This is a genomic window from Actinosynnema sp. NPDC059335, assembly GCF_042752395.1.
GTDB lineage: Bacteria > Actinomycetota > Actinomycetes > Mycobacteriales > Pseudonocardiaceae > Actinosynnema.
In genome coordinates this window covers 78837-97161 of record NZ_JBHYXZ010000001.1, presented here as the reverse complement: position 1 = coordinate 97161, position 18325 = coordinate 78837, and the positions used below count along the sequence as shown (strand labels likewise).

Sequence of the window (18325 nt, the reverse complement as noted above, 5' to 3'; positions counted from 1 at the left end):
GACAAGCGCTTCACCTGGGGTGTTTCGAGGCGATTGGTCCGTCAGAGTGACCCTGTGACACCCCGCCCGAAGCTCCTCTCGACCGGCGTCGCAGCTGCTGAACTCGGCATCGACCGCGTGACGTTGGCGCGCTGGTGGCGTGCCGGACTTGTAGAGCCCGAGTTCGTGACGGCGGGCGGTCACGCCCGGTGGGATGTTGAGAAGTTGCGCCAGACCCTGCGTGAACGAGCACAGCGCAGCGAGACTGACTAGCCAGCCCATCCGTACGGTTGACTCTAGGTTGTATGCCTGCGCAGGCAAGCGGCTCGTAGTGATCGCACAGGCGTCGGGCTTGACCTTCCCGACCAATCGATGCGGTGGCTAGACGGCCTTCTAAACCTTGTGCCCTACTAGCGGGTGCCAGACGACGATCGTCTTGTCATCGTGCACTTTCGCCCGTGGAAGTAGTGTCGCTGCGCGGTCTTCCACCTCTTCCCACCGGTGCAATTCTCTGAGAAGGTCTTCCAGTTCCGACGAAGACATTTGTGCGACTTCGTTCCATGGAATTCCTAGATGGTCTATCGTCCGCTGCGCGCCATCCGTGGCGAGGATGAGCCATTCAACTTCATCGGCGGGAAGATCACGCTCCACAGCTTCGTTTGCGGCCTCTGGGTCCGACTCTGCAATCCAGTATCCACTGGGACGGTTACGCCACTTCAGTTCTTCCTCTTGGAGGGCTCGGAGGATTCGCTTGTGCATTTCGTCGTAGCCGGTTCCAGAGCTAAGACGGGCTCGGTATGCCTTGCGATGATTGCTTGCTATGGCTGACAGTCGGTCATCTGTAACCCGGTGAAGGCTGCCATCCGTTGTGCGGACGAGAGCTGTGCTGTCGCCTAGGGCTAGAACCTTCAGGCGGCCGGATTCGCTGCTTGCTATCAAGACCGTGGATGACGGACCGCCTCGGGCGGGCAACTTAAGTTCATCAGCGGTTCGGCGGATACTGTCGGCGACCACCTGGCGGAGGTTCACACGGTCGTGGGGCAAGCGCTGCACAATGCGCGTCATCAGGTGGTCAACGTACTCACCAGCGTCAACGAGCGCAGGTGTGAAGCTGGAGGCTCCATCCAGTACAACGGCGGCGCGTCCAACTGTCCGCCAACGATCCTGGCCCGGCCCGCTACCGCCCGGCAACATCGCGCCATGAAACATGGCTAGGACCACACCCGCGGAGGCACGAGCACGTTGATTTCCTTTGGTGTCAGCCCGTCGAAGGATGTCGTGATCGCCATGCTGAATTGCTTATCGCCGTACTGCGCATACAGGTCAGGCAGTGATCTCATGAGGTAGTGGACAGCGCCCACCGAACCCAAAGCATGAAGTCCTGCGATATGCACGACAACGTGAGACCCCACCTTGTGTCGCGCAATGTAAGCATGGTCTGCTCTTGCTGGATCTTTTTCGTCCATCGGTGACAGGAAACGGTTGCCTGTCGTTTGGTCAACGATGTACCACTGAACGTTATTCCCTAGGGACATCGTAAGGACCGGGTCGATCGACATCAATACATTCCCGATGTGGGCCGACGCCGGGCCGCAGATAACCACTGCGTCAGCCTTGGGTTCCCACTCTTCGCGAGGGTCGATGACCACCCGATCGGCGACGACGAATGCGAGCTTTTCCAGTTCGGCAATCAGGTACGCGCCTGCCGTGTCGTCCTCCGACGCGATGACCACATCACCGCGTTCCCTTATCAGTCGGCCAGGCAGCGCCACCTCTACGGGTCCGACGCCGAAAAATGCGCGCTCGGGCGCAGGTGCGGTATTGCGAATCTGAGTTACGCGACCTTTTGTAATTCCAAGCGCGTTGGCGATCTCAGTGAAACTCATGTCAGTGGATCGACGCGCTTCCTCGATCGCCTCTTTGCGGAGGCGCGCCAGCTCTACGGCCCGCTGCTGGTACACGGTGATCAACTCGCCTGCCCGCCTGCCGCGTCGGATCGGGTCAGGGTCCACCCGCACGGACTCGAACTCGTCTGGCGATGACGTCGTCATACAGCTGAGTTTAGACCCCCTTGACAGCCATCGCACCGCAGTCCTACGGTGTGTTTACACCCCCTCAACCGACCGGGTTGTGGGCCGAGATCAGGGTTTAGACCCCCTGTACGACGGAGGGCACGTGAACACGATGAGCAACTACCCGGACGGTTTGACGCCGTCGGCGTTGGCGCTGTTGGACGCGCAGGTGTCGGTGGAGATCGCGTTGGGGGAGCCGACGTCGGGGTTGTTGGACGGTTCGGCGCGGGAGCGTCGTAACCGGCGGATCCTGGCTCGTGCGTTGGCGGGGATCACGCCGAAGTACGGCAGTGTGGGTGTGGACCAGGCCGCGGCCGAGTTGGCGGACGCGGAGCGGTCGGGTGGGCCGGCTTCGCCGGTCGGGCTCGCGATGCCGGTTCCGGTGTTCGGCCGGAGCAAGGGCAAGGGTCGTAAGGCGCGGCGTAACGCCGCTCGCAACGCCGCGCGGCGTGCCGCGAGGCAGGCCGCGTCGGGTTCGGGCCGGGTGGCGTGATGGCCCAGGTCGCTGAGCACGTGGTGAGGCGGGTGGAGTCGGCGCACGTTGAGGTGGCCGACCAGATGCGGCGGGCGGATGCCAAGGCGGGGACGTTGTTGCCGCTGTTCGGCGGGTTCCTGGCGGGTGTGGTGGCGTTGACCACGCGCGGCCTGCCGTTCGCCGCGGAGTTGCTGTTGTGGATCGCGACCGCTCCGGCGCTGGTCAGTGTGGTGATCCTGCTGACCGTGGTCCGTCCGTGGTTGAGCCGGGAGGACTCCTCCGGGTTCGGGTTCCTGGCCGGGTTCGCCGGGAAGCCGTCGGACCTGCTGGTCGAGTTGGACCGGCAGGTGAGTGTGAGGGTGCAGGCGGTGGACGTGGTGCGGCTGTCGGTGCGGGTGCAGATGAAGTACCGGCGGGTTCGGGCGGCGGTGGATGCGCTGGTGTGCAGCTCGGTGCTGTTGGCGGCGGCGCTGGCCGTGGTGGCGGTGGCGTGATGGGCGACTTGGCGAGGGTGGCCGCGGTGACGGCGGCGGTGTTGGCCGAGTACGGCGACGCGCTGGACGAGGTGTTCGCGGTGGACTTCCGTCGCGGCGCGCGGTTGGACACGGGTGCGGTGGTGTCGTTGCAGATGCGTGCGCGCCCGTCGTGGGAGCAGGACGTGTTGCAGTTGGCGCGGGTGGCGTTGGCGCTGGGCATGGGCCACGTCGAGTTGCGTCCGATCGGCGGCTACGTGCGGATGGTCGCGGTGGACGAGGTGTCCACGTCGGTGGGTACCGCGCGGGTGGAGGTGTGGGACCACCTCACAGGGGAGGCCGTCGGTCGGGCGGCGGCGGTGTTGGGTGTGGCGCTGTGCCCGGACACCGGTGCGGTGGAGCTGCCCGCCGCCGAGGTGGCGGCACGGGTTGCCGACCTGGTCGTGGGGGCGGTGGCGTGATGGGCGACTACCTGACCGGGGACCGCTACCACGCCCACCGGGACCGTGAGGTTCGGCGGGAGTGGACGGCCGAGGAGCACCGTCTCAGGGCGCGGCAGTTGCTGTGGGAGGCGTATTCCACCACCCATCACGACACGGTGATGCGGGAGTTGGCGGCGGCGCAGGTGCACGCCACGTTGGCCGTGTCGTTGGCCGGCGACAACGTCGGTCCGCACACGCACGGGCCGGTGCGCTGAACACGACCGGCCGGTTCGGCGCGGCGGTTCCCATGACCGTGTGGTTCCCGTTCCCACCTGCCCGCACACGACATCGACTTCGCGGTCGAGAGCACCTCGGCAGGCGCGCCGCCGCGGGCGACAACGGCACCCGCGTTCCTCCCCGTCACCCGGTCGCCACGGCACAGGACGACCGACCCGTCTGCGAAAGGCATGTCATGGCGTGGTCCGCCAGTTCGAAGCTCGCGCGTTCCAGCCGCGGGAACCGCGGCACTTTCACCCGCCAGGTCACGCTCACCGGCCGTTGCCCGTGCGGTCGCACGGTCGAAGGCAAGGCCACCGTGACCACGGTGCTCGGTGAGGTCGGTGAGGCCGTGGTCACGACCACGCACTCGTGCGGCGCGTCCGTCCGACTCACCGGCGACTACTGACGCCGCCTGGACCGGCGGCCCACTCCGGCAAAGAGACCGCCGCCGGTCCGGTCCACCCCCCACTACCACCGCACCTTCGGGTGCGGGTCAGGAGAACACCCGTGTTGCGCAGCCTGATCACCCGGACCACGACCCGATGCCCCGCGCCGACCGGCCGCAAGGGCGGCCACTGCGGCAAACCGCTGCGCCGGGGACGCCTGTCCGACGGCGTGACCTGCGGCGGGGAGATGTGCCAGCTCTGGCACCTCGCCCGCCACCTCTGACCTCATCCGTTCACGAAAGGCGACGTCATGAAGAACACCGACACCGACAGCGACAGCGGCTGCGTCCCGGCCTGGGGCGAACACGCCGACTTCACCGACACCGGGGAGCGCGGTTTCGACAAGAAGATCGGCAAGCCCTTCCAGGTCTGGGTCTGCCAGTGCGGCGCGAAGACCCTCAACGTCTTCCCGCACCTCAAGAAGAAGTAGCCACCGTTCCCTGAGGGAGGACACGCACATGGCCTGGATCACCCGGTACGGCTGGCAGTGCGACTGCGGCCGGACTTCGTTCATCACGGTCCCCGACATCGGCGACGCGCGCGCCAACCTGCGCCACCACCTCAAGGCCAACCCCGGCCACCGCGCCGAACTGGTCGAGGTCCACGACGAGGAACCCGACCACGACGACCACGACGACTACGACGACTACGACGACGGCTTCGACTACTGATCTCGCCCGGACCGGCGGCCCACTCCGGCAAAGAGACCGCCGCCGGTCCGGTCCACCCCAACACCGCACCCTCGGGTGCGGGTCAGGAGAGCGCAAGCATGTCACGCACGACCTTTCCCCGCACCGCGGTGTCGCGGGTCGAGCCCGCGGCCCGTGCCCGCTACGAGGCCGCCCACCCCGGCCGGTCCTGGGACGACGCCCCGGCCTACCTGCGCGACCGTGCCCGGCTGGCCGAGCGGCAGTTGTCGGGGGTGGCCGACGATGAGTGAACCGCTGGTCACCACCGGCTTCTCGCCGGAGAACTTCCCGACGCCGCACCTGGCGTTGCGCGGCACCGCCGACGAAGCGCGGGTGCGCTCGTTCGCCGTCGAGCAGGCCCGCGCCGCCCGCACCGTGCACGACCACGTGGCCCCCGGCCTGACCGGCCCGACCCGTGGCGGGCGGATGGCGGCGCTGAACGCGGCCTACGACGCGGCGGTGCGGTGGCGGCGGTCGCTGGCGGCCGTCGCCGACGACCCCCGCTACCACCCGGGCAACCGTCCGGCGGTCGAGCGGTTCGCGGCCACGCTGGACGAGGCGGGTCCGAACTACGACCGGTTGGGGGTGGTCGGGCGGTTCCGGCGCGGTTCGCGCTGGGACGCCGCCACCCGCACGTTCGTCGGAGGGCAGGACACCCCGGCGAGCCGGGTCGTGGCCGCCTACGGTGACGCCGCGCTGCGCCGCTTCGCCGTCGAGGCACCCCACGCCGACTGGCTGCACAACACGGTCGCGCTGCCGGTCACCGGCGGCACCGTGCGCGGCAACGCGCTCGTGCGCGGTGACGCCGCCCGCGAAGTGGCGGCGCGGTTGGGCGCGCGGGTCACGGCCCGGCGGGGCACCGCCGAGGTGGAGACCGGCGGTGAGCCGCTGTACGCGGTCACCGCCGCCGACGACGTGCGGCCGGTGCTGTTCACGGAGGCCATGACCGTGCTGGCCACCGCCGCCGAGGGCGATTGGACGGCGTGGTGGACCGCCGCCTACCTGCTCTACCAGGCCCCGCGGTTCAAGAAGGGCAGCGACGCGTGCAACCGGGTGTTCCTGGTCGCGGTCGGCGCGGCCCTGCTGGGCGGTCCGCCGATCGTGCCGCACGACCTGGACCTGCGCTGCATGGTCCTGGGCCAGCCCACCGTCACCGCCGTCCCGCTGCTGTGCGGGGGTGCCCGGTGACCGCCGTGCCCACCCCGCTGCTGCTCCTGGCCGCCGCGCTGGCCCTGGTCGCGGTGATCGTGCTGTGGAAGCTGCTCATGGTCGCCGGGCTGATCGGCTTGGCGCAGTGGGCGGTGATCACCCAGGCCGACGACCCGACCGTGGTGCTGGTCGCGGTCGGTGCCCCGGCGCTGCTGTCGGCGGTGCTGCTGCGCCGCGCCGCCCGCCGGCCCGTCCGTACCCAGTTGTCCCGTCCCCCGCTGTACCTGCGGCGACAGGAGGTGACCCGATGAGCACGACCGCCCTTCCGATCCCTGGTCCCGACGAGTCCGACCCGTTCACCGCGACCGTTGCCGAGGTGGAACGCTACGTCGCCGCCGCGGCCCCCGCGGTCGTGCACCGCTCCGGCCCGATCGGCTCCCACGAGCACCGCGACGACGTGGCGGTGGGCGACGTGCGGTCGGCCGGTTCGGACACACGGCGAGTGCGCGGTCTGCGTGCCGAGGTGGCCGAAGCGCACGCCCTGCTGGCGTTGCAGGGTGACGCCGCGCCGCTGCTGGTGGACACCAAGCGGGTGCGTCGCGCGCTCAAGCGCAGCCGTGAGGCCGCGCGTCTGCACGCGCTCGGGCAGAACCCGATGGCGCGGGCGTGGCAGGCGGCGCGGGTGCGCCTGGTTCTCACCGTCGTGGACCTGGTGGCGCTGGTCGGCGCGTTGGCCTGGTCCACCACCGGCGTGCACCACACCCTCACCCTCGGCATGATCGAGCGCGGCGCGGCCTGGTGGGGCGCGTGGGCGGTGGAACCGGTCATCTCCGCCGTGCTGCTGGTGGTCGTCGGGGCGAAGGCGTTCCTCACCACCCGCGGCCACACCCTGCACCACCCCCACCTGACCCGGGTCGAGTTCGGCGCGCTGGGCGTGACGTTGACGCTCAACGTCTGGCCCTACCTGCCGGTGGTCGCCGACACGTTCGCGCCGATGACCTTGCTGGCCCACGCGATCGGCCCCCTGGTCGCGGTCGGCGCGGTGACCGTCATGCCGATCATCTGGGACGGCTTCGCCAACCTCGACCACACCGCCGGCACCCGCCCCGACACCCCGCCGGCCCCAACCGGGGGCGCACCCGACGGGGCACCCGGTGGCCCGACACCGGCAGTGCGCGGCGGCACCGCGACCGGGGTGGTGCCGATGATCGCCGCCGAGGCCACCGACACCCCGATCGTTCAGGCACGACTGTCCGCGCGGGCCGCCGAGTTGCTGCCCCGACTGCAGGCCGCGATCGCGGCCGGTGAGCTGCCGCCGACCGCGTCGGCCAGCGCCATCCGCGCGCACCTGCGCTGCGGCAGCGAGTACGCCCGCGAACTGCGTGACGCCGTGACCGACCCCGCCCGACCGACCCGACCGGAAGCGAGGTGACCCGATGAGCACCACCGCCCACGACCACCGACACGACGACGATGACCGCAACCACGGCAACGTGGTGCCGCTGCGCCGCGCCGACACCACCCGCGCCGACACTCGCGCCGCCGCCGGTGCGGAGGTCGTGCGCGACACCGCGATCCCCGGCGAGGTGCTGACCGATGCGGAGTCGGCGGAGCTGGACCGTCGGCTTGCCGCGCAGCGGGTGCGGGACGCGGCCGGCGCGGTGGTGCGGGTGGTGCGCACCGGTGCCACGCACGACCGGACCCGCAACGCCGCGCGGGCGGTGGTGCGCACCGCCGGCTACGCGGTCGCGGGGTCGCGGATCCGGCGTGCCGAGCGCCGTGCGCGTCGCCACCACCTGGACCTCGAACAGGCCATCACCACCCTGCGCGTGAACGCGAAGTCAGCCGACGACTTCCGGGTGTTGCGGGAGCTGGAGGAGGTGTTGGAGCGGCGCCGGTCCGGTCAGGCCCAGCGCGGCCGTGAGCGGCGGGTGGAGGTGCTGCGCTGGTCGGCCGGTGTCGTGGTGGTGCTGGCGTCGGGGCACGTGCTGCTGCTGGGGTTCGCCGCGGCGCAGGCCGTGATCGGCGCGGGCTCGCTGACCGACCGGTGGAACGACGTCGTGGACTTCTGGACCACGGTGGCGGAGCTGTCCCCGGTCGGCCCGTACTGGTGGGCGTGGATGCTGGCCGGTGCGGGCACCTGGGCCGCGCGGTCCATCCCGGCGGGCCGGTCGCGGGGCACGCTGCCGATGTGGGCGGCCAGCGCCGAGGCGCAGCCCGCCGACGGGCGCAGCATCATCCCCGACGAGTCGGCGGTGTTGACCGCGTTGCGGCACCTGACCGGGCTGCCCGCGTTGCGGCAGGCGTTCAAGCAGGGCTGGGGCAGCAGCGTCACCCCGACGTGGGTGCAGCCGCCGGTCGTGGACGGCAAGGGCTGGCGGATGCAGCTCGTGCTGCCGCTGGGCGTGCCGGTGGAGGAGATCGTCAAACGCAAGTCCGTGCTGGCGCACAACCTGGTGCGCACCCCGGCCGAGGTGTGGCCGTCCGAACCCAAGGGGCAGGCCGGTGTCCTGGACCTGTGGGTGGCCAACCCCGGCGCGCTGTCGGGACCGGTCGACCCGTGGCCGCTGCTGGAGACCACCGGACCCACCGACTACTTCACCGGTGTCCCGATCGGGGTCAACATCCGCGGTGAACAGGTCGTGGGCCAGTACTTCCAGCGCAACTACGTCGCCGGCGGCGTGATGGGCTCGGGCAAGTCCAGCCTCTACATCACCCTGGTCGCCGGCGCGGTGCTGGACCCGCTGGTGGAGGTGGACGTGTTCGTGTTCGCCGAGAACGCCGACTACGACCCGCTGCGCCCGCGGCTGCGCACCTTGCGCACCGGCGGCGACGACCAGACGGTCAAGGCATGCCTGGACACCCTCGAAGCGCTCTACGCCGACCTGGAGACGCGCGGCAAGGCCCTGCGCGAACACCGGGAACGCGCGGTCGGCCGCAAGCTGGCCGAACGCGACCCGAGGTTGCGGCCGCGGATCGTGGTGCTGGACGAGTGCCAGATCCTGTTCATGCACGAGGAGTACGGCGAACGGGCCGCCGACGTCGTCATGAAACTGATCTCCACCGCCCGCAAGTACGCCGTCACCATCCTGTTCGCCACCCCGGAGGCCTCCACCCAGTCCCTGCCCCGCAAGGTCACCGCCGTCACCTCCTGCAAAGCCTGCTTCGCCATCGGCGACCAGCAGTCCAACGACGCCGTGCTCGGCACCGGCAGCTACAAGGCCGGCATCTCCGCCGTGGACCTGGAACCGGCCACCGACGAAGGACCCGGCGACGTCGGCACCGCGATGGTGCGCGGCATCATGGCCAAACCCGGCATCCTGCGCGCCTACTACCTCGACCGCGACGACCTCACCGACATCACCGCCCGCGCCATGGAACTGCGCGCCGGTCACGTCCCCGCCCCGACCGGCCACGACACCGACGACCACACGTCCACACCGGACTTCCTCGCCGACCTCGCCCACGCCCTGGGCGACGACAAGAGGATGCGCACCGCCCTGGTGCTGCGCGCCCTGGCCGACCACAACCCCGCCCACTACGGCGACTGGACCTCCAAGACCTTCGCCGCCGCGCTGCGCGACGCCGACATACCCATCCGCAAGAGCGACGGCGACAGCCTCATCCGCGCCGACGACATCACCCAAGCCATCACCCTGCGTGACATCGAACGGGGTCACGGCATCGCCGACGACGACGCCTGACCCATCCCGAACACCACAACGCGCGGCAGGGAAGCACCAGGGAACCACCACCGGGACAGGGATTTTCCCCTAATCCCTTCCCTGACCCTGCTTCCCTGCCGCCACCAGCACCGACACCACCCAGGGAAGATCCACAACACCGGCCCCGCCATCAGCGCAAACCCCGGAAACCGGCCCGATCCGCCCCTGCCCGAACCTTCCCTGAACCACCCCTGACCCCGGCACGCGTGCGGCACCACCACCGACACGCGCCACCCCCGCACGCCCACGCATCGTCACACACGGTAACCAAGGATCGGTCATGAGCGACCCCGTCATGCACATCGCCGGCGACCTCGCCGTCCTCGCCCACACCGTCGGCCTCACCGCCAACCCCAAAGCCCTCTGCAGAGCCACGCCACAACGCGCAACTACAACCACCCTTCCCTTCCTCCGGAGTTGAGAAGAAACCCGCAAACCCGCAACAGACGTGTCGGCAGGTGCCTGGCCTGCATGGACGCGGTGCGGGTTTGGGTGCGGGTTTTGCGGACGCGGCGGGTTTGAAAGCCGAACCAAACCCGCCGGACCGCACCCCACGACACAGCCCTACTACCCCGCGCGAGGCTAGTAGGGCCTGCCGTCCCTTGCCTCAGGGGTCGTCACAAGGCCCCGTCACCTGGTGTTCGTCCGTGGCTTGTCGTCGCGGTCGATCGGAGAGGACTCGTCGTCATGACCACTACCCGAGCCACCGCTGCCGACGTCGCGCTGTGGGTGGCCGACCGGCACGGCTGGCACGTGCTGCCGTTGCACCCCGGCACCAAACGCCCGTTGGCGGGCTGCCCGGACTGCCGGGGCGGCGGAGGCCACGCGGCGGCGCAGTGCCCGTGCCTGGCCCGCCGTGACGGCGCTCTGTGCCACGGGGTGTGGGCCGCCACCACCGACACCAATGTCATCGGCCGGTGGGCCGGACGCTGGCGCACCTCGGTGTGGGCGGTGCACCTCGGGGTGTCCGGGCTGCTGGCGCTCGACCTGGACGCGCACGGCGGCACCCCGCCCGCCCAACCGCTGCACGGTGTGCCCTGGCCGGACGGGAACGCGCTGCCCGTTGACGGGATCGACACCTACGCCACCCTGGCCGGCCTGCGCGGCCGGGCGTTCGACCTGGACACCCTGGCCACTCAGACCCCGTCCGGCGGGCTGCACCTGATCTACACCGCCGAACCGGGCCGGTGGAAGTCCAGCAGCGGCCGTGTCCGCGACGGCGACAACGAGGTGACCAGCGGACTGGGCTGGCAGATCGACGTCAAGGCTTACGGCGGCTACGTCGTGCTGCCCGGCTCCACCACCCCCGCCGGGGGCTACCGGCGCGCCTCCATCAGTCTGACCCCGGTCGCGCTGCCGGACTGGCTCGCCGACGAACTCGTGCGCACCGGCCACGACCGCCACGCCAACCCCACACCGATCCGACCCGCACCCGCACCGGTCGCGGTCGCCGCCCGGAGCGGGGACCGCCAGGTCCGCTACGCGGCCGCGGCGCTCCGGTCGGCGTGCGAGGAGCTGGCCGCGATGCCGCCCGACTCCGGGCGCAACCGCAAGCTGTTCCGCTCCACCACCCGACTGGCCGGGATGGCCCAGGCCGGATGGATCGACCGCCACCGGGTCGAGACCGCGCTTGCCGACGCCGCCCGCGCCGCCGGGCTGCCTGCCGGGGAGATCCGCTACGTGCTCGCCTCCGGGTTCGCCCGACCCCGCCTGCCCGAGGAACACCCCGCCGCATGACCACCGCTGAACGCGCCCACCGTGCCGCAGAAGGAAGGTGCCCAGCGTGAACGTGTTGTCGCTGTTCGCCGGGATCGGCGGGATGGAACTCGGCTTGGAACGCGCCGGGATGACCGTGGTCGGTCAGGTCGAGATCAACCCGTTCTGCCGTTCGATCCTCGCTCGGCACTGGCCGGAGGTTCCCCGCCATGACGACGTCCGCACCGCCGTGGACTGGTGGCAGTCCCGACCCCGTCCCGTCGTGGACCTGGTCGCCGGAGGCTTTCCCTGCCAACCCGCCAGCGAAGCCGGACGACGACTGGGCACCGACGACTCCCGATGGCTCTGGCCCGCCATGGCCGACGTCATCGCCGCCCTCCGACCCCGTTGGGTTCTGTGGGAGAACGTGCCCGGTCTGCTCCGACGAGGACTCGACGTCGTCCACGCCGACCTCGTCCGGCTCGGCTACCGCCACCGAGTGGGGTGGACCTCCGCTTGTGCGATGGGTGCCCCACACCCACGACGCCGGTTGCTCGGAGTGGCCCACACCGACACACCGCGACGGCAAGCGGGGAGCGGGATGGAACCGGCCCGGACGCCCTCTGTCCGAACGCGTCGGTGGCCCGCTGAACCCGACGTGGGTCGAGTGGCTCATGGGCTTCCCGGACGGGTGGACCGAGTCCAAGCCCTCGGCAACTCCGTCGTCCCCGCCGTCGCCGAACACATCGGCCACCTCATCCACGCCGCCCACCAGCACCCCGCCGCATGACCACCGCCGAACGTGCCCACCACGCCGCGGAAGGGAGGACCGTCGCATGACCACCGCCGCCGAACCCGCCGACCTCACCGACGCCGTCGATCCGGGGACCGCCGACGGGGCCGTTCCCGCCGACCGGCCGCCCATCCGCATCGGCGGGGAAGCCGAGACGATCCGCACCCTGACCACCGCCGTGGCCGGTGGCGCGCTGCCCGACGTGTTCGTCTCCGGCGGGCAGCTCGTGCACCTCTCCCGCGTCTCCGGACCCGCCCTCACCGACCACGTCACGGCGCAACCCGCGGCGCTGCCCGTGCAGGCGGACCCGCTCACCGCCTCCGCCCTGGCGTTCCTGCTGGCCCACCACGCCTACGTCCACCGGCTCAAGAAGGACAAGGAGACGGGCGAGACGGTGGAGGTGGAGGCTAGCCCCACCAAGACCGCGCTGTCGGCGGTGCTGTCCTCCCGCTACTGGCCCGGCGTCCGGCCGCTCAACGGCATCGTCGGTTCCCCCGTGCTGCGCCCGGACGGAACCCTCATCCAAACCGCCGGCTACGACCCAACCACCGGCCTGTACTACGCACCCACCGCGCCGATGCCGCCCGTCCCGACCCACCCCACCGCACAGGAGGTCGCCGACGCCAAGAGCTTCCTGCTGGACCGGCTGCTGTGCGACTTCCCCTTCGTCGCACCCGCCGACCGCGCCAACCACCTGGCCCTGCTGCTGGCACCGATCCTGCGCCCCTACCTCGCCTGCCTGACCCCGTTCGGCCTGATCTCCGCCACCACCCAGTCCAGCGGCAAAACACTGCTCGCCGAAATCCCCGGCTACATCTACGGCTGCAAGAACCTCGTCTGGCGCAAAGGCGACGACAGCGAGTTGGAGAAGTCCGTCACCAGCGCCCTGCACAGCTCCTCACCGATCATGCTGTGGGACAACATCGCCGAAGGAACCATCGTCTCCTCCGCCGTCCTCGCCCAACTGCTCACCTCCCCACAATGGTCCGCCCGCATGCTCGGTTCCTCCGGCGCAGGTTTCACCGCCACCAACAACAGGTTGTGGTTGGCGACCGGGAACAACATCCGGTTGGGCGGCGACATGGCCACCCGCACCGTCCTGGTCCGACTCGACCCCAACGACCCGCACCCCGACCAACGCGACCAGGCCGCTTTCGGTATCCCCCACCTGGACAACTGGCTCAAAAGCCCGACCAACCGCGTCACCGTCCTGCGACACCTGCTCATCCTCGTCATGGACTGGATCAACGCGGGAGCGCCCCGCTCCGGCCACACCATGCGCCAATTCACCACCTGGGCCGGAGCCTCCGGCGGACTCCTCGCCCACCACGGCATCGACGGCTTCCTCGACAACCTCACCGAAATGCGCGAAGCCGACGACGAAGACGCCGAATGGGTCGCCTTCCTTGCCCGCTGGCACGAACTCAACCACGACCGCCCCATGACCAGCCGACAACTACGCCAACAAGCCGAAATCGACATCATCGACAACCAACCCGTAGACCGATGGGAAGGCACCTTCATAACCGACGAACAAGGCCGCATCCCCTCCACCAAATCCATCGGTCGAACCCTCACCGGCCACATCGGACGCTGGCACGGCGACTACGTCATCCGCTCCGCCATGGACACCCACGCCAAAGCCCGCGTCTTCTGGACCGAAACCCGCACCCAGGACCACCACCAGACCACCGACGACCAGGCCGACGGCGACCACGACCCGGCCGACCAACCCGACCTCTGGCAGTAGCAGGACAGCCCTGGACCGGCCTCACCGACCCGCCTGCGGGTTTGGCGGGACGGCCCGCGGCTTTGGCGCGGGTTTGGGGTTGCGGGCAAACCCGCAGCACATCGCCGCAGGTCACGGCCTTGGGCAGGGCTGGTTGGCGGGTTTGCGGGTTTGCCATCCCCGTCCCCCGCCCGCACAGCACGTCGCAACGTACCGACCTGGGGAGGCAACCTCAGTGAGCAAGCAACACGGTAACCGTTTCGCAGGTTCATCACGCGAGCCGGCTTACTACCGCCCCCACGAAGTCGCGAAGATGCTCCGCTGCTCGGAGTGGTGGGTGAAGGAACAGGCACGAAACCGTCGTATCCCGTTCAGTTGGATCGGCGGAAGCTACCTCTTCACATCGGAGCACGTCAAAGAGATTGTGGCCCTTTTCGAGCAACGACCGGTACAGAGCACGCCCTCGGTGACCGGCGTGGCCCGTTCGGCAGCACCACGGCCGAAGCCAATCGTCGGAAAATCAGTCTCCAACCTGACCGCACGCACCCCCCGTCGCGCGCGGGCAGCGGGCGACAAGTCGGCGGCATGACCACCTGGTGCCCGCCATTGTGTAATGCGATGGCGGGCACCTCTGCACAAGGACACCACATGGGGTATGCGGAGAAGCGCGGGACTTACTGGCGCGGTCGCTACAAGATCGCGCCCGGCAAGTATGGAACAGTCACTGATGCCAACGGCTCGACCATCCGTTTCGATAAGAAGCGGGATGCGGAGAACGCCGCGAACGAGGCGGAGGCCGCGATCCGAAACGGTACCTGGCGTGACCCGACGGCAGGAAGCGTCACGTTCGGCGAGTACGTCCGCCGCTGGTACGCGGCACAAGACCTTGCTGCGTCCACGATGCAGAACTATCGGCGACACATCGAAGAGCACCTCTTGCCCGCCTTCGAACACATGTCCCTGCGTGACATCCGCTCACCCGAGGTGAACACATGGGAGAAGCGCGAACGGGAACTCGGATACGCTGAGTCGAGCATCAAAACCTGGCGCGGCACACTACACCTGATCCTTGCCGACGCGGTGGAGGAGGGACGACTTGAGGCCAACCCGGCCGCCCGTCGTCGGGGGAGGGGGAAGAGGTCCGGCCGGTCGAGGAACCGCGGACCCGAGAAGGTGGTGACGACCGCATTGGGGATCCTCCTGGCCGCCGAACGGGCGGCCCTGTTGTCCGGCCGCGACGACGAGTTCGTGGCGGTCGTGACCAAAGGGTTCACGGGCATGCGGTGGGGAGAGCTGGTCGGCCTCGAAGCCCAGTACGTCCGGGAGAACGCCATCCGCGTGGAGTGGCAGCTCTACGAACTGGACACCGGCGAACTGCACCGCTGCCCGCCGAAGGACGACTCGCACCGCACCATCGACATCCCGGAGTGGCACTCGGAGTTGTTGACCGCGCACCTGACGCACAACGCCCCGCCGTCATGTTCCTGCCACGGCAGGAACTACGTGTTCAGTGGGCATAGGGCGGGCAACGACGCCGTACGGAAGGTTGGTGCGAAGCTGGTCGATGTCGCCCGACTCGCTGGGGTCTCGACCGGAACGGTGTCGGCGGTTCTCAACCGGCCGGAGTCGGTGAGGGAGGCGACACGGCGGGACGTCGAAGCAGCCATCTCGGAGCTGGGTTACGTGCGTGGCGGCGCATCGGGCGTGCTCGCGTCTCACTGGCGTCGGAACGGGTTCGCGACCTGGCTGTTCAAGCCGGCGGTGACCGGCTGGTATCCGCGCAAAGCGCCGTCACCGGCGCGTCCGGTGCCGATCGTCGGCAATCCGTGGCCGGGGGTACCGGTTCGGGGGCGCAACGCCGCAGGCAGGGCTGACGCGTGCTGGCTGCCGATCGCCGACGGGCTCACGCCGCACGGCCTGCGGCACACGCACAGGACGCTCTTGGTGGAGCTGGGCGCTCCCGCCGTGCTGATCGACGAACGCATCGGCCACGAGGACGGCTCTGTGCAAGGTCGGTACACCCATGTGACGTCGCTCATGAGGAAGCGGCTCATGGAAGACCTCACGAGCCTTTGGGAGGCAGCTCTGACCGCCCGGCGGGGGATGCACCCGTCATCGCCCGTTCAAGCCCTGGACCGGCTTCTCCGGACGCTGTAGGGGCGCAGGGCCGGAGCGGCGGAACATGGTCCTCTCCCAGATTTCTCCCGAGAGGCCCTTCAACAGCAGTCAGGCCCTGTCCGCATCTCCATGCGGACAGGGCCTGAGCTGCACTTACCGGCGTCGGGGTGACAGGATTTGAACCTGCGACCTCTTCGTCCCGAACGAAGCGCGCTACCAAACTGCGCCACACCCCGGTCCTGCTCTCGAACGAGGAGAACTCTACCTGACGTTCCCACCCACTCCGAACCGGGTATCCCTTTCCGCTCCGGACTGGTCCTGACCTGCGTCGACAGGACGCGGCACCAGGGTGAGCAGGCTCGCCTCCGGCGGGCAGGCGAAGCGCACCGGCGCGTACGGCGACGTGCCCAGGCCCGCCGACACGTTCAGCCACATGTGCGCGCCCCACCGGGACACGCCGCGCGCCCGCGAGCGGTCCAGTTCGCAGTTCGTCACGATCGCGCCGTAGCCCGGGATCCGCAGCTGGCCGCCGTGCGTGTGCCCCGCCAGCACCAGGTCGTAGCCCTCGGCGGCGAACGGGTCCAGCACGCGCGGCTCGGGGGAGTGGGTCACGCCCAGCCGCAGCGGCACCTCCGGCAGCGGGCCGCTGATCTCCTCGAACCGGTCCCGCTTGAGGTGCGGGTCGTCCAGGCCCGCGGCGAACACCTCCAGGCCGTTCACCTGGAACCGGCGGCGCGCGTGGGTCAGGTCCAGCCAGCCGTGCTCGATCATCGCCGCGCGCAGGTCCCGCCACGGCAGCGGGATGCCGTGGATGCGCCGCGTCTTCGCCGACGGCAGCAGGTAGCGGGCCGGGTTCTTCGGGCGCGGCGCGTAGTAGTCGTTGCTGCCGAACACGAACACGCCCGGCCGGTTCAGCAGCGGACCGAGGGCGCGCACGACCGCGGGCACCGCCTGCTTGTGCGCCAGGTTGTCCCCGGTGTTCACCACCAGGTCCGGCTCCAGCTCGTCCAGCGCGGCGACCCACCGCTGCTTCGACTTCTGCCCCGGCAGCATGTGCAGGTCCGAGAGGTGCAGGACGCGCAGCGACGGGGAGCCCGGCGCGAGCACCGGCACCGTCGCCTCGCGCAACGTCCACAACCTGCGTTCGATGCCCGCCGCGTACGCGAGCGTGGCGGTGCCCAGGGCGGTCGTGGCGAGCAGCGTTCGGCCGAGCGTGTTCACACGTCGAGGGTAGGGGGTTGACCGATTCGGGGTGAGCCGGGCCGCCCGGTACCGTTTTCGCCCATGGCGGAGTTGAAGGCGCGGTTGCAGGCGGACCTGACGGCGGCGATCAAGAACCGGGAGACCGTCCGGGCGGGCGCGCTGCGGATGGCGCTGGCCGCCCTGACCACGGAAGAGGTCTCCGGCGCGAGCGCCCGCGAGCTGAGCGACGACGAGGTGCTCAAGGTCATCACCCGCGAGGTGAAGAAGCGCAAGGAGGCCGCGGAGGCGTTCGCCGGCGCCGGGCGCGCCGAGAAGGCCGAGCTGGAGCAGGCCGAGTCGAAGGTGCTGGAGTCCTACCTGCCGGCGCAACTCGACGACGACGCCCTGGGGGCACTGGTCGACGCCGCCGTCGCGCAGGTCGCGGAGCAGCTCGGCGAGAAGCCCGGCCCGCGGCAGATGGGCCAGGTCATGAAGGTCGTGAACGCCCAGGTGGCGGGCCGCGCCGAAGGCGGCCGCGTCGCCGCTGCGGTCAAGGCGAAACTGGTCTAGGGTCCGCCCCGGACGACGTCCCGCCCTCCGGGCCGATGGCGACCAAGCCGTACACGATCGGGTGATCATCTCCCGAAAATGTACGGAAACGCCGTTACCGCACCTCGGTTGAAAACCAGCGGAGCGCCGAAACCACCCCCGACCGCCCACCACCCGACCACGACCCCGACCCGACTCCCTCCGCGACACGCCCCCTCCCGACCCGGCACACGGCCGCGAGACCGGAAGCAGGACACGCGAGCGGGCAGCAAGTGGCCGATGCGAGCGGCAGCAAGACGCGTGGCCACGCGCGAACGAACGACAGGACGCGCGGCCCACGCGACGCACCGGCGCGCGTGCCGGGCTCGGCGGTGCGTGGCCCGGCTCGGCGGTGCGGTGGAGCTGCCGGGCCCGGCCCGGAAGCTGATGTCGCGCGTGGGGCTGGCGTTCCGGCGGGCTCGGCCGGGCGGTGGCTCGGCCAAGCCAGGCAGGCGGGACCGGGGATCAGCCGGGCGGCGCGCCCGTGGCCGCCCTCGCGGGCGGCCGGCCC

General features: G+C 70.0%; 21 protein-coding genes and 1 tRNA gene. 18 read left to right on the top strand and 4 right to left on the bottom strand.

Translation table 11 applies throughout. The features are described 5' to 3' along the window. Positions 1–372: 372 nt before the first annotated feature. Together ACFXGA_RS00505 and ACFXGA_RS00500 are read right to left on the bottom strand one after the other, a co-directional pair. Positions 373–1173: a protein phosphatase 2C domain-containing protein gene (locus ACFXGA_RS00505; RefSeq protein ID WP_378082896.1), complete on the bottom strand. Its 801-nt coding sequence runs from the start codon at positions 1171–1173 to the stop codon at positions 373–375. Between the two features lie 17 nt (positions 1174–1190). Then, positions 1191–2030, bottom strand: coding sequence for a hypothetical protein (locus ACFXGA_RS00500; RefSeq protein ID WP_378082894.1), 840 nt, complete (start codon positions 2028–2030; stop codon positions 1191–1193). A gap of 124 nt (positions 2031–2154) precedes the next feature. Between ACFXGA_RS00500 and ACFXGA_RS00495 the strand changes: the two genes are divergently transcribed. The 17 genes from ACFXGA_RS00495 to ACFXGA_RS00415 all read left to right on the top strand — a co-directional run bounded on the left by ACFXGA_RS00495 (position 2155) and on the right by ACFXGA_RS00415 (position 16083). Then, on the top strand, positions 2155–2544 hold the full coding sequence (locus tag ACFXGA_RS00495; RefSeq protein ID WP_378082892.1) for a hypothetical protein: 390 nt from the start codon (positions 2155–2157) through the stop codon (positions 2542–2544). Then, a complete protein-coding gene (locus ACFXGA_RS00490) occupies positions 2544–3020 on the top strand; it encodes a Pycsar system effector family protein (protein ID WP_378082890.1) in 477 nt (158 codons plus the stop codon). The genes ACFXGA_RS00495 and ACFXGA_RS00490 overlap by 1 nt, the downstream gene beginning before the upstream one ends. Beyond that, positions 3020–3460 (top strand): hypothetical protein, encoded by a 441-nt coding sequence (locus tag ACFXGA_RS00485; RefSeq protein ID WP_378082889.1) that lies wholly within the window; start codon positions 3020–3022, stop codon positions 3458–3460. The genes ACFXGA_RS00490 and ACFXGA_RS00485 overlap by 1 nt, the downstream gene beginning before the upstream one ends. Continuing rightward, a complete protein-coding gene (locus ACFXGA_RS00480; RefSeq protein ID WP_378082886.1) occupies positions 3460–3696 on the top strand; it encodes a hypothetical protein in 237 nt (78 codons plus the stop codon). Before ACFXGA_RS00485 ends, ACFXGA_RS00480 begins: the two co-directional genes overlap by 1 nt. Positions 3697–4207: 511 nt before the next feature. Then, positions 4208–4369 (top strand): hypothetical protein, encoded by a 162-nt coding sequence (locus ACFXGA_RS00475; protein ID WP_378082884.1) that lies wholly within the window; start codon positions 4208–4210, stop codon positions 4367–4369. Between the two features lie 27 nt (positions 4370–4396). Next, a complete protein-coding gene (locus tag ACFXGA_RS00470) occupies positions 4397–4576 on the top strand; it encodes a hypothetical protein (protein ID WP_378082881.1) in 180 nt (59 codons plus the stop codon). 28 nt (positions 4577–4604) lie between these two features. Further along, positions 4605–4817 (top strand): hypothetical protein, encoded by a 213-nt coding sequence (locus tag ACFXGA_RS00465; protein WP_378082879.1) that lies wholly within the window; start codon positions 4605–4607, stop codon positions 4815–4817. A gap of 98 nt (positions 4818–4915) precedes the next feature. Then, complete coding sequence (locus ACFXGA_RS00460) at positions 4916–5086, top strand: hypothetical protein (RefSeq protein WP_378082877.1); 171 nt, start codon at positions 4916–4918, stop codon at positions 5084–5086. Next, entirely contained in the window at positions 5079–6023 is a 945-nt protein-coding gene (locus ACFXGA_RS00455; RefSeq protein ID WP_378082875.1) for a hypothetical protein, read from the top strand. Before ACFXGA_RS00460 ends, ACFXGA_RS00455 begins: the two co-directional genes overlap by 8 nt. Next, on the top strand, positions 6020–6295 hold the full coding sequence (locus tag ACFXGA_RS00450) for a hypothetical protein (protein ID WP_378082873.1): 276 nt from the start codon (positions 6020–6022) through the stop codon (positions 6293–6295). The genes ACFXGA_RS00455 and ACFXGA_RS00450 overlap by 4 nt, the downstream gene beginning before the upstream one ends. Further along, entirely contained in the window at positions 6292–7416 is a 1125-nt protein-coding gene (locus ACFXGA_RS00445; RefSeq protein ID WP_378082871.1) for a hypothetical protein, read from the top strand. The genes ACFXGA_RS00450 and ACFXGA_RS00445 overlap by 4 nt, the downstream gene beginning before the upstream one ends. Positions 7417–7420: 4 nt before the next feature. Continuing rightward, positions 7421–9688 (top strand): hypothetical protein, encoded by a 2268-nt coding sequence (locus ACFXGA_RS00440; protein WP_378082870.1) that lies wholly within the window; start codon positions 7421–7423, stop codon positions 9686–9688. A 708-nt stretch (positions 9689–10396) separates the two neighbouring features. Further along, a complete protein-coding gene (locus ACFXGA_RS00435; protein WP_378082868.1) occupies positions 10397–11446 on the top strand; it encodes a bifunctional DNA primase/polymerase in 1050 nt (349 codons plus the stop codon). 46 nt (positions 11447–11492) lie between these two features. Further along, positions 11493–12194 carry a DNA cytosine methyltransferase gene (locus ACFXGA_RS00430; protein WP_378082865.1) on the top strand — a complete coding sequence of 234 codons (702 nt, stop codon included), beginning with the start codon at positions 11493–11495 and terminating at the stop codon, positions 12192–12194. A gap of 46 nt (positions 12195–12240) precedes the next feature. After that, on the top strand, positions 12241–13947 hold the full coding sequence (locus ACFXGA_RS00425) for a hypothetical protein (RefSeq protein WP_378082864.1): 1707 nt from the start codon (positions 12241–12243) through the stop codon (positions 13945–13947). A gap of 214 nt (positions 13948–14161) precedes the next feature. Beyond that, positions 14162–14515 (top strand): helix-turn-helix domain-containing protein, encoded by a 354-nt coding sequence (locus ACFXGA_RS00420; RefSeq protein ID WP_378082863.1) that lies wholly within the window; start codon positions 14162–14164, stop codon positions 14513–14515. Positions 14516–14574: 59 nt separating this feature from the next. Beyond that, positions 14575–16083 carry a LacI family DNA-binding transcriptional regulator gene (locus ACFXGA_RS00415; protein ID WP_378082861.1) on the top strand — a complete coding sequence of 503 codons (1509 nt, stop codon included), beginning with the start codon at positions 14575–14577 and terminating at the stop codon, positions 16081–16083. 123 nt (positions 16084–16206) lie between these two features. On the opposite strand, the gene ACFXGA_RS00410 is transcribed toward ACFXGA_RS00415, so the two are convergent. Continuing rightward, positions 16207–16280, bottom strand: a tRNA-Pro gene (locus tag ACFXGA_RS00410). Positions 16281–16305: 25 nt separating this feature from the next. After that, a complete protein-coding gene (locus tag ACFXGA_RS00405; protein ID WP_378082859.1) occupies positions 16306–17265 on the bottom strand; it encodes a metallophosphoesterase in 960 nt (319 codons plus the stop codon). A 63-nt stretch (positions 17266–17328) separates the two neighbouring features. On the opposite strand from ACFXGA_RS00405, the gene ACFXGA_RS00400 reads away from it, so the two are divergent. Continuing rightward, on the top strand, positions 17329–17796 hold the full coding sequence (locus ACFXGA_RS00400) for a GatB/YqeY domain-containing protein (protein ID WP_378082858.1): 468 nt from the start codon (positions 17329–17331) through the stop codon (positions 17794–17796). Positions 17797–18325 lie beyond the last annotated feature (529 nt).

Excerpts from the sequence above, each read along its gene's own strand:
- ACFXGA_RS00465 (WP_378082879.1), top strand. The coding sequence starts at position 4,605 with ATGGCCTGGATCACCCGGTACGGCTGGCAGTGCGACTGCGGCCGGACT.
- ACFXGA_RS00425 (WP_378082864.1), top strand. The coding sequence starts at position 12,241 with ATGACCACCGCCGCCGAACCCGCCGACCTCACCGACGCCGTCGATCCG.
- ACFXGA_RS00485 (WP_378082889.1), top strand. The coding sequence starts at position 3,020 with ATGGGCGACTTGGCGAGGGTGGCCGCGGTGACGGCGGCGGTGTTGGCC.
- ACFXGA_RS00400 (WP_378082858.1), top strand. The coding sequence starts at position 17,329 with ATGGCGGAGTTGAAGGCGCGGTTGCAGGCGGACCTGACGGCGGCGATC.
- ACFXGA_RS00500 (WP_378082894.1), bottom strand. The coding sequence starts at position 2,030 with ATGACGACGTCATCGCCAGACGAGTTCGAGTCCGTGCGGGTGGACCCT.
- ACFXGA_RS00455 (WP_378082875.1), top strand. The coding sequence starts at position 5,079 with ATGAGTGAACCGCTGGTCACCACCGGCTTCTCGCCGGAGAACTTCCCG.
- ACFXGA_RS00480 (WP_378082886.1), top strand. The coding sequence starts at position 3,460 with ATGGGCGACTACCTGACCGGGGACCGCTACCACGCCCACCGGGACCGT.
- ACFXGA_RS00470 (WP_378082881.1), top strand. The coding sequence starts at position 4,397 with ATGAAGAACACCGACACCGACAGCGACAGCGGCTGCGTCCCGGCCTGG.
- ACFXGA_RS00435 (WP_378082868.1), top strand. The coding sequence starts at position 10,397 with ATGACCACTACCCGAGCCACCGCTGCCGACGTCGCGCTGTGGGTGGCC.
- ACFXGA_RS00445 (WP_378082871.1), top strand. The coding sequence starts at position 6,292 with ATGAGCACGACCGCCCTTCCGATCCCTGGTCCCGACGAGTCCGACCCG.
- ACFXGA_RS00415 (WP_378082861.1), top strand. The coding sequence starts at position 14,575 with ATGGGGTATGCGGAGAAGCGCGGGACTTACTGGCGCGGTCGCTACAAG.
- ACFXGA_RS00490 (WP_378082890.1), top strand. The coding sequence starts at position 2,544 with ATGGCCCAGGTCGCTGAGCACGTGGTGAGGCGGGTGGAGTCGGCGCAC.
- ACFXGA_RS00505 (WP_378082896.1), bottom strand. The coding sequence starts at position 1,173 with ATGTTGCCGGGCGGTAGCGGGCCGGGCCAGGATCGTTGGCGGACAGTT.
- ACFXGA_RS00440 (WP_378082870.1), top strand. The coding sequence starts at position 7,421 with ATGAGCACCACCGCCCACGACCACCGACACGACGACGATGACCGCAAC.
- ACFXGA_RS00460 (WP_378082877.1), top strand. The coding sequence starts at position 4,916 with ATGTCACGCACGACCTTTCCCCGCACCGCGGTGTCGCGGGTCGAGCCC.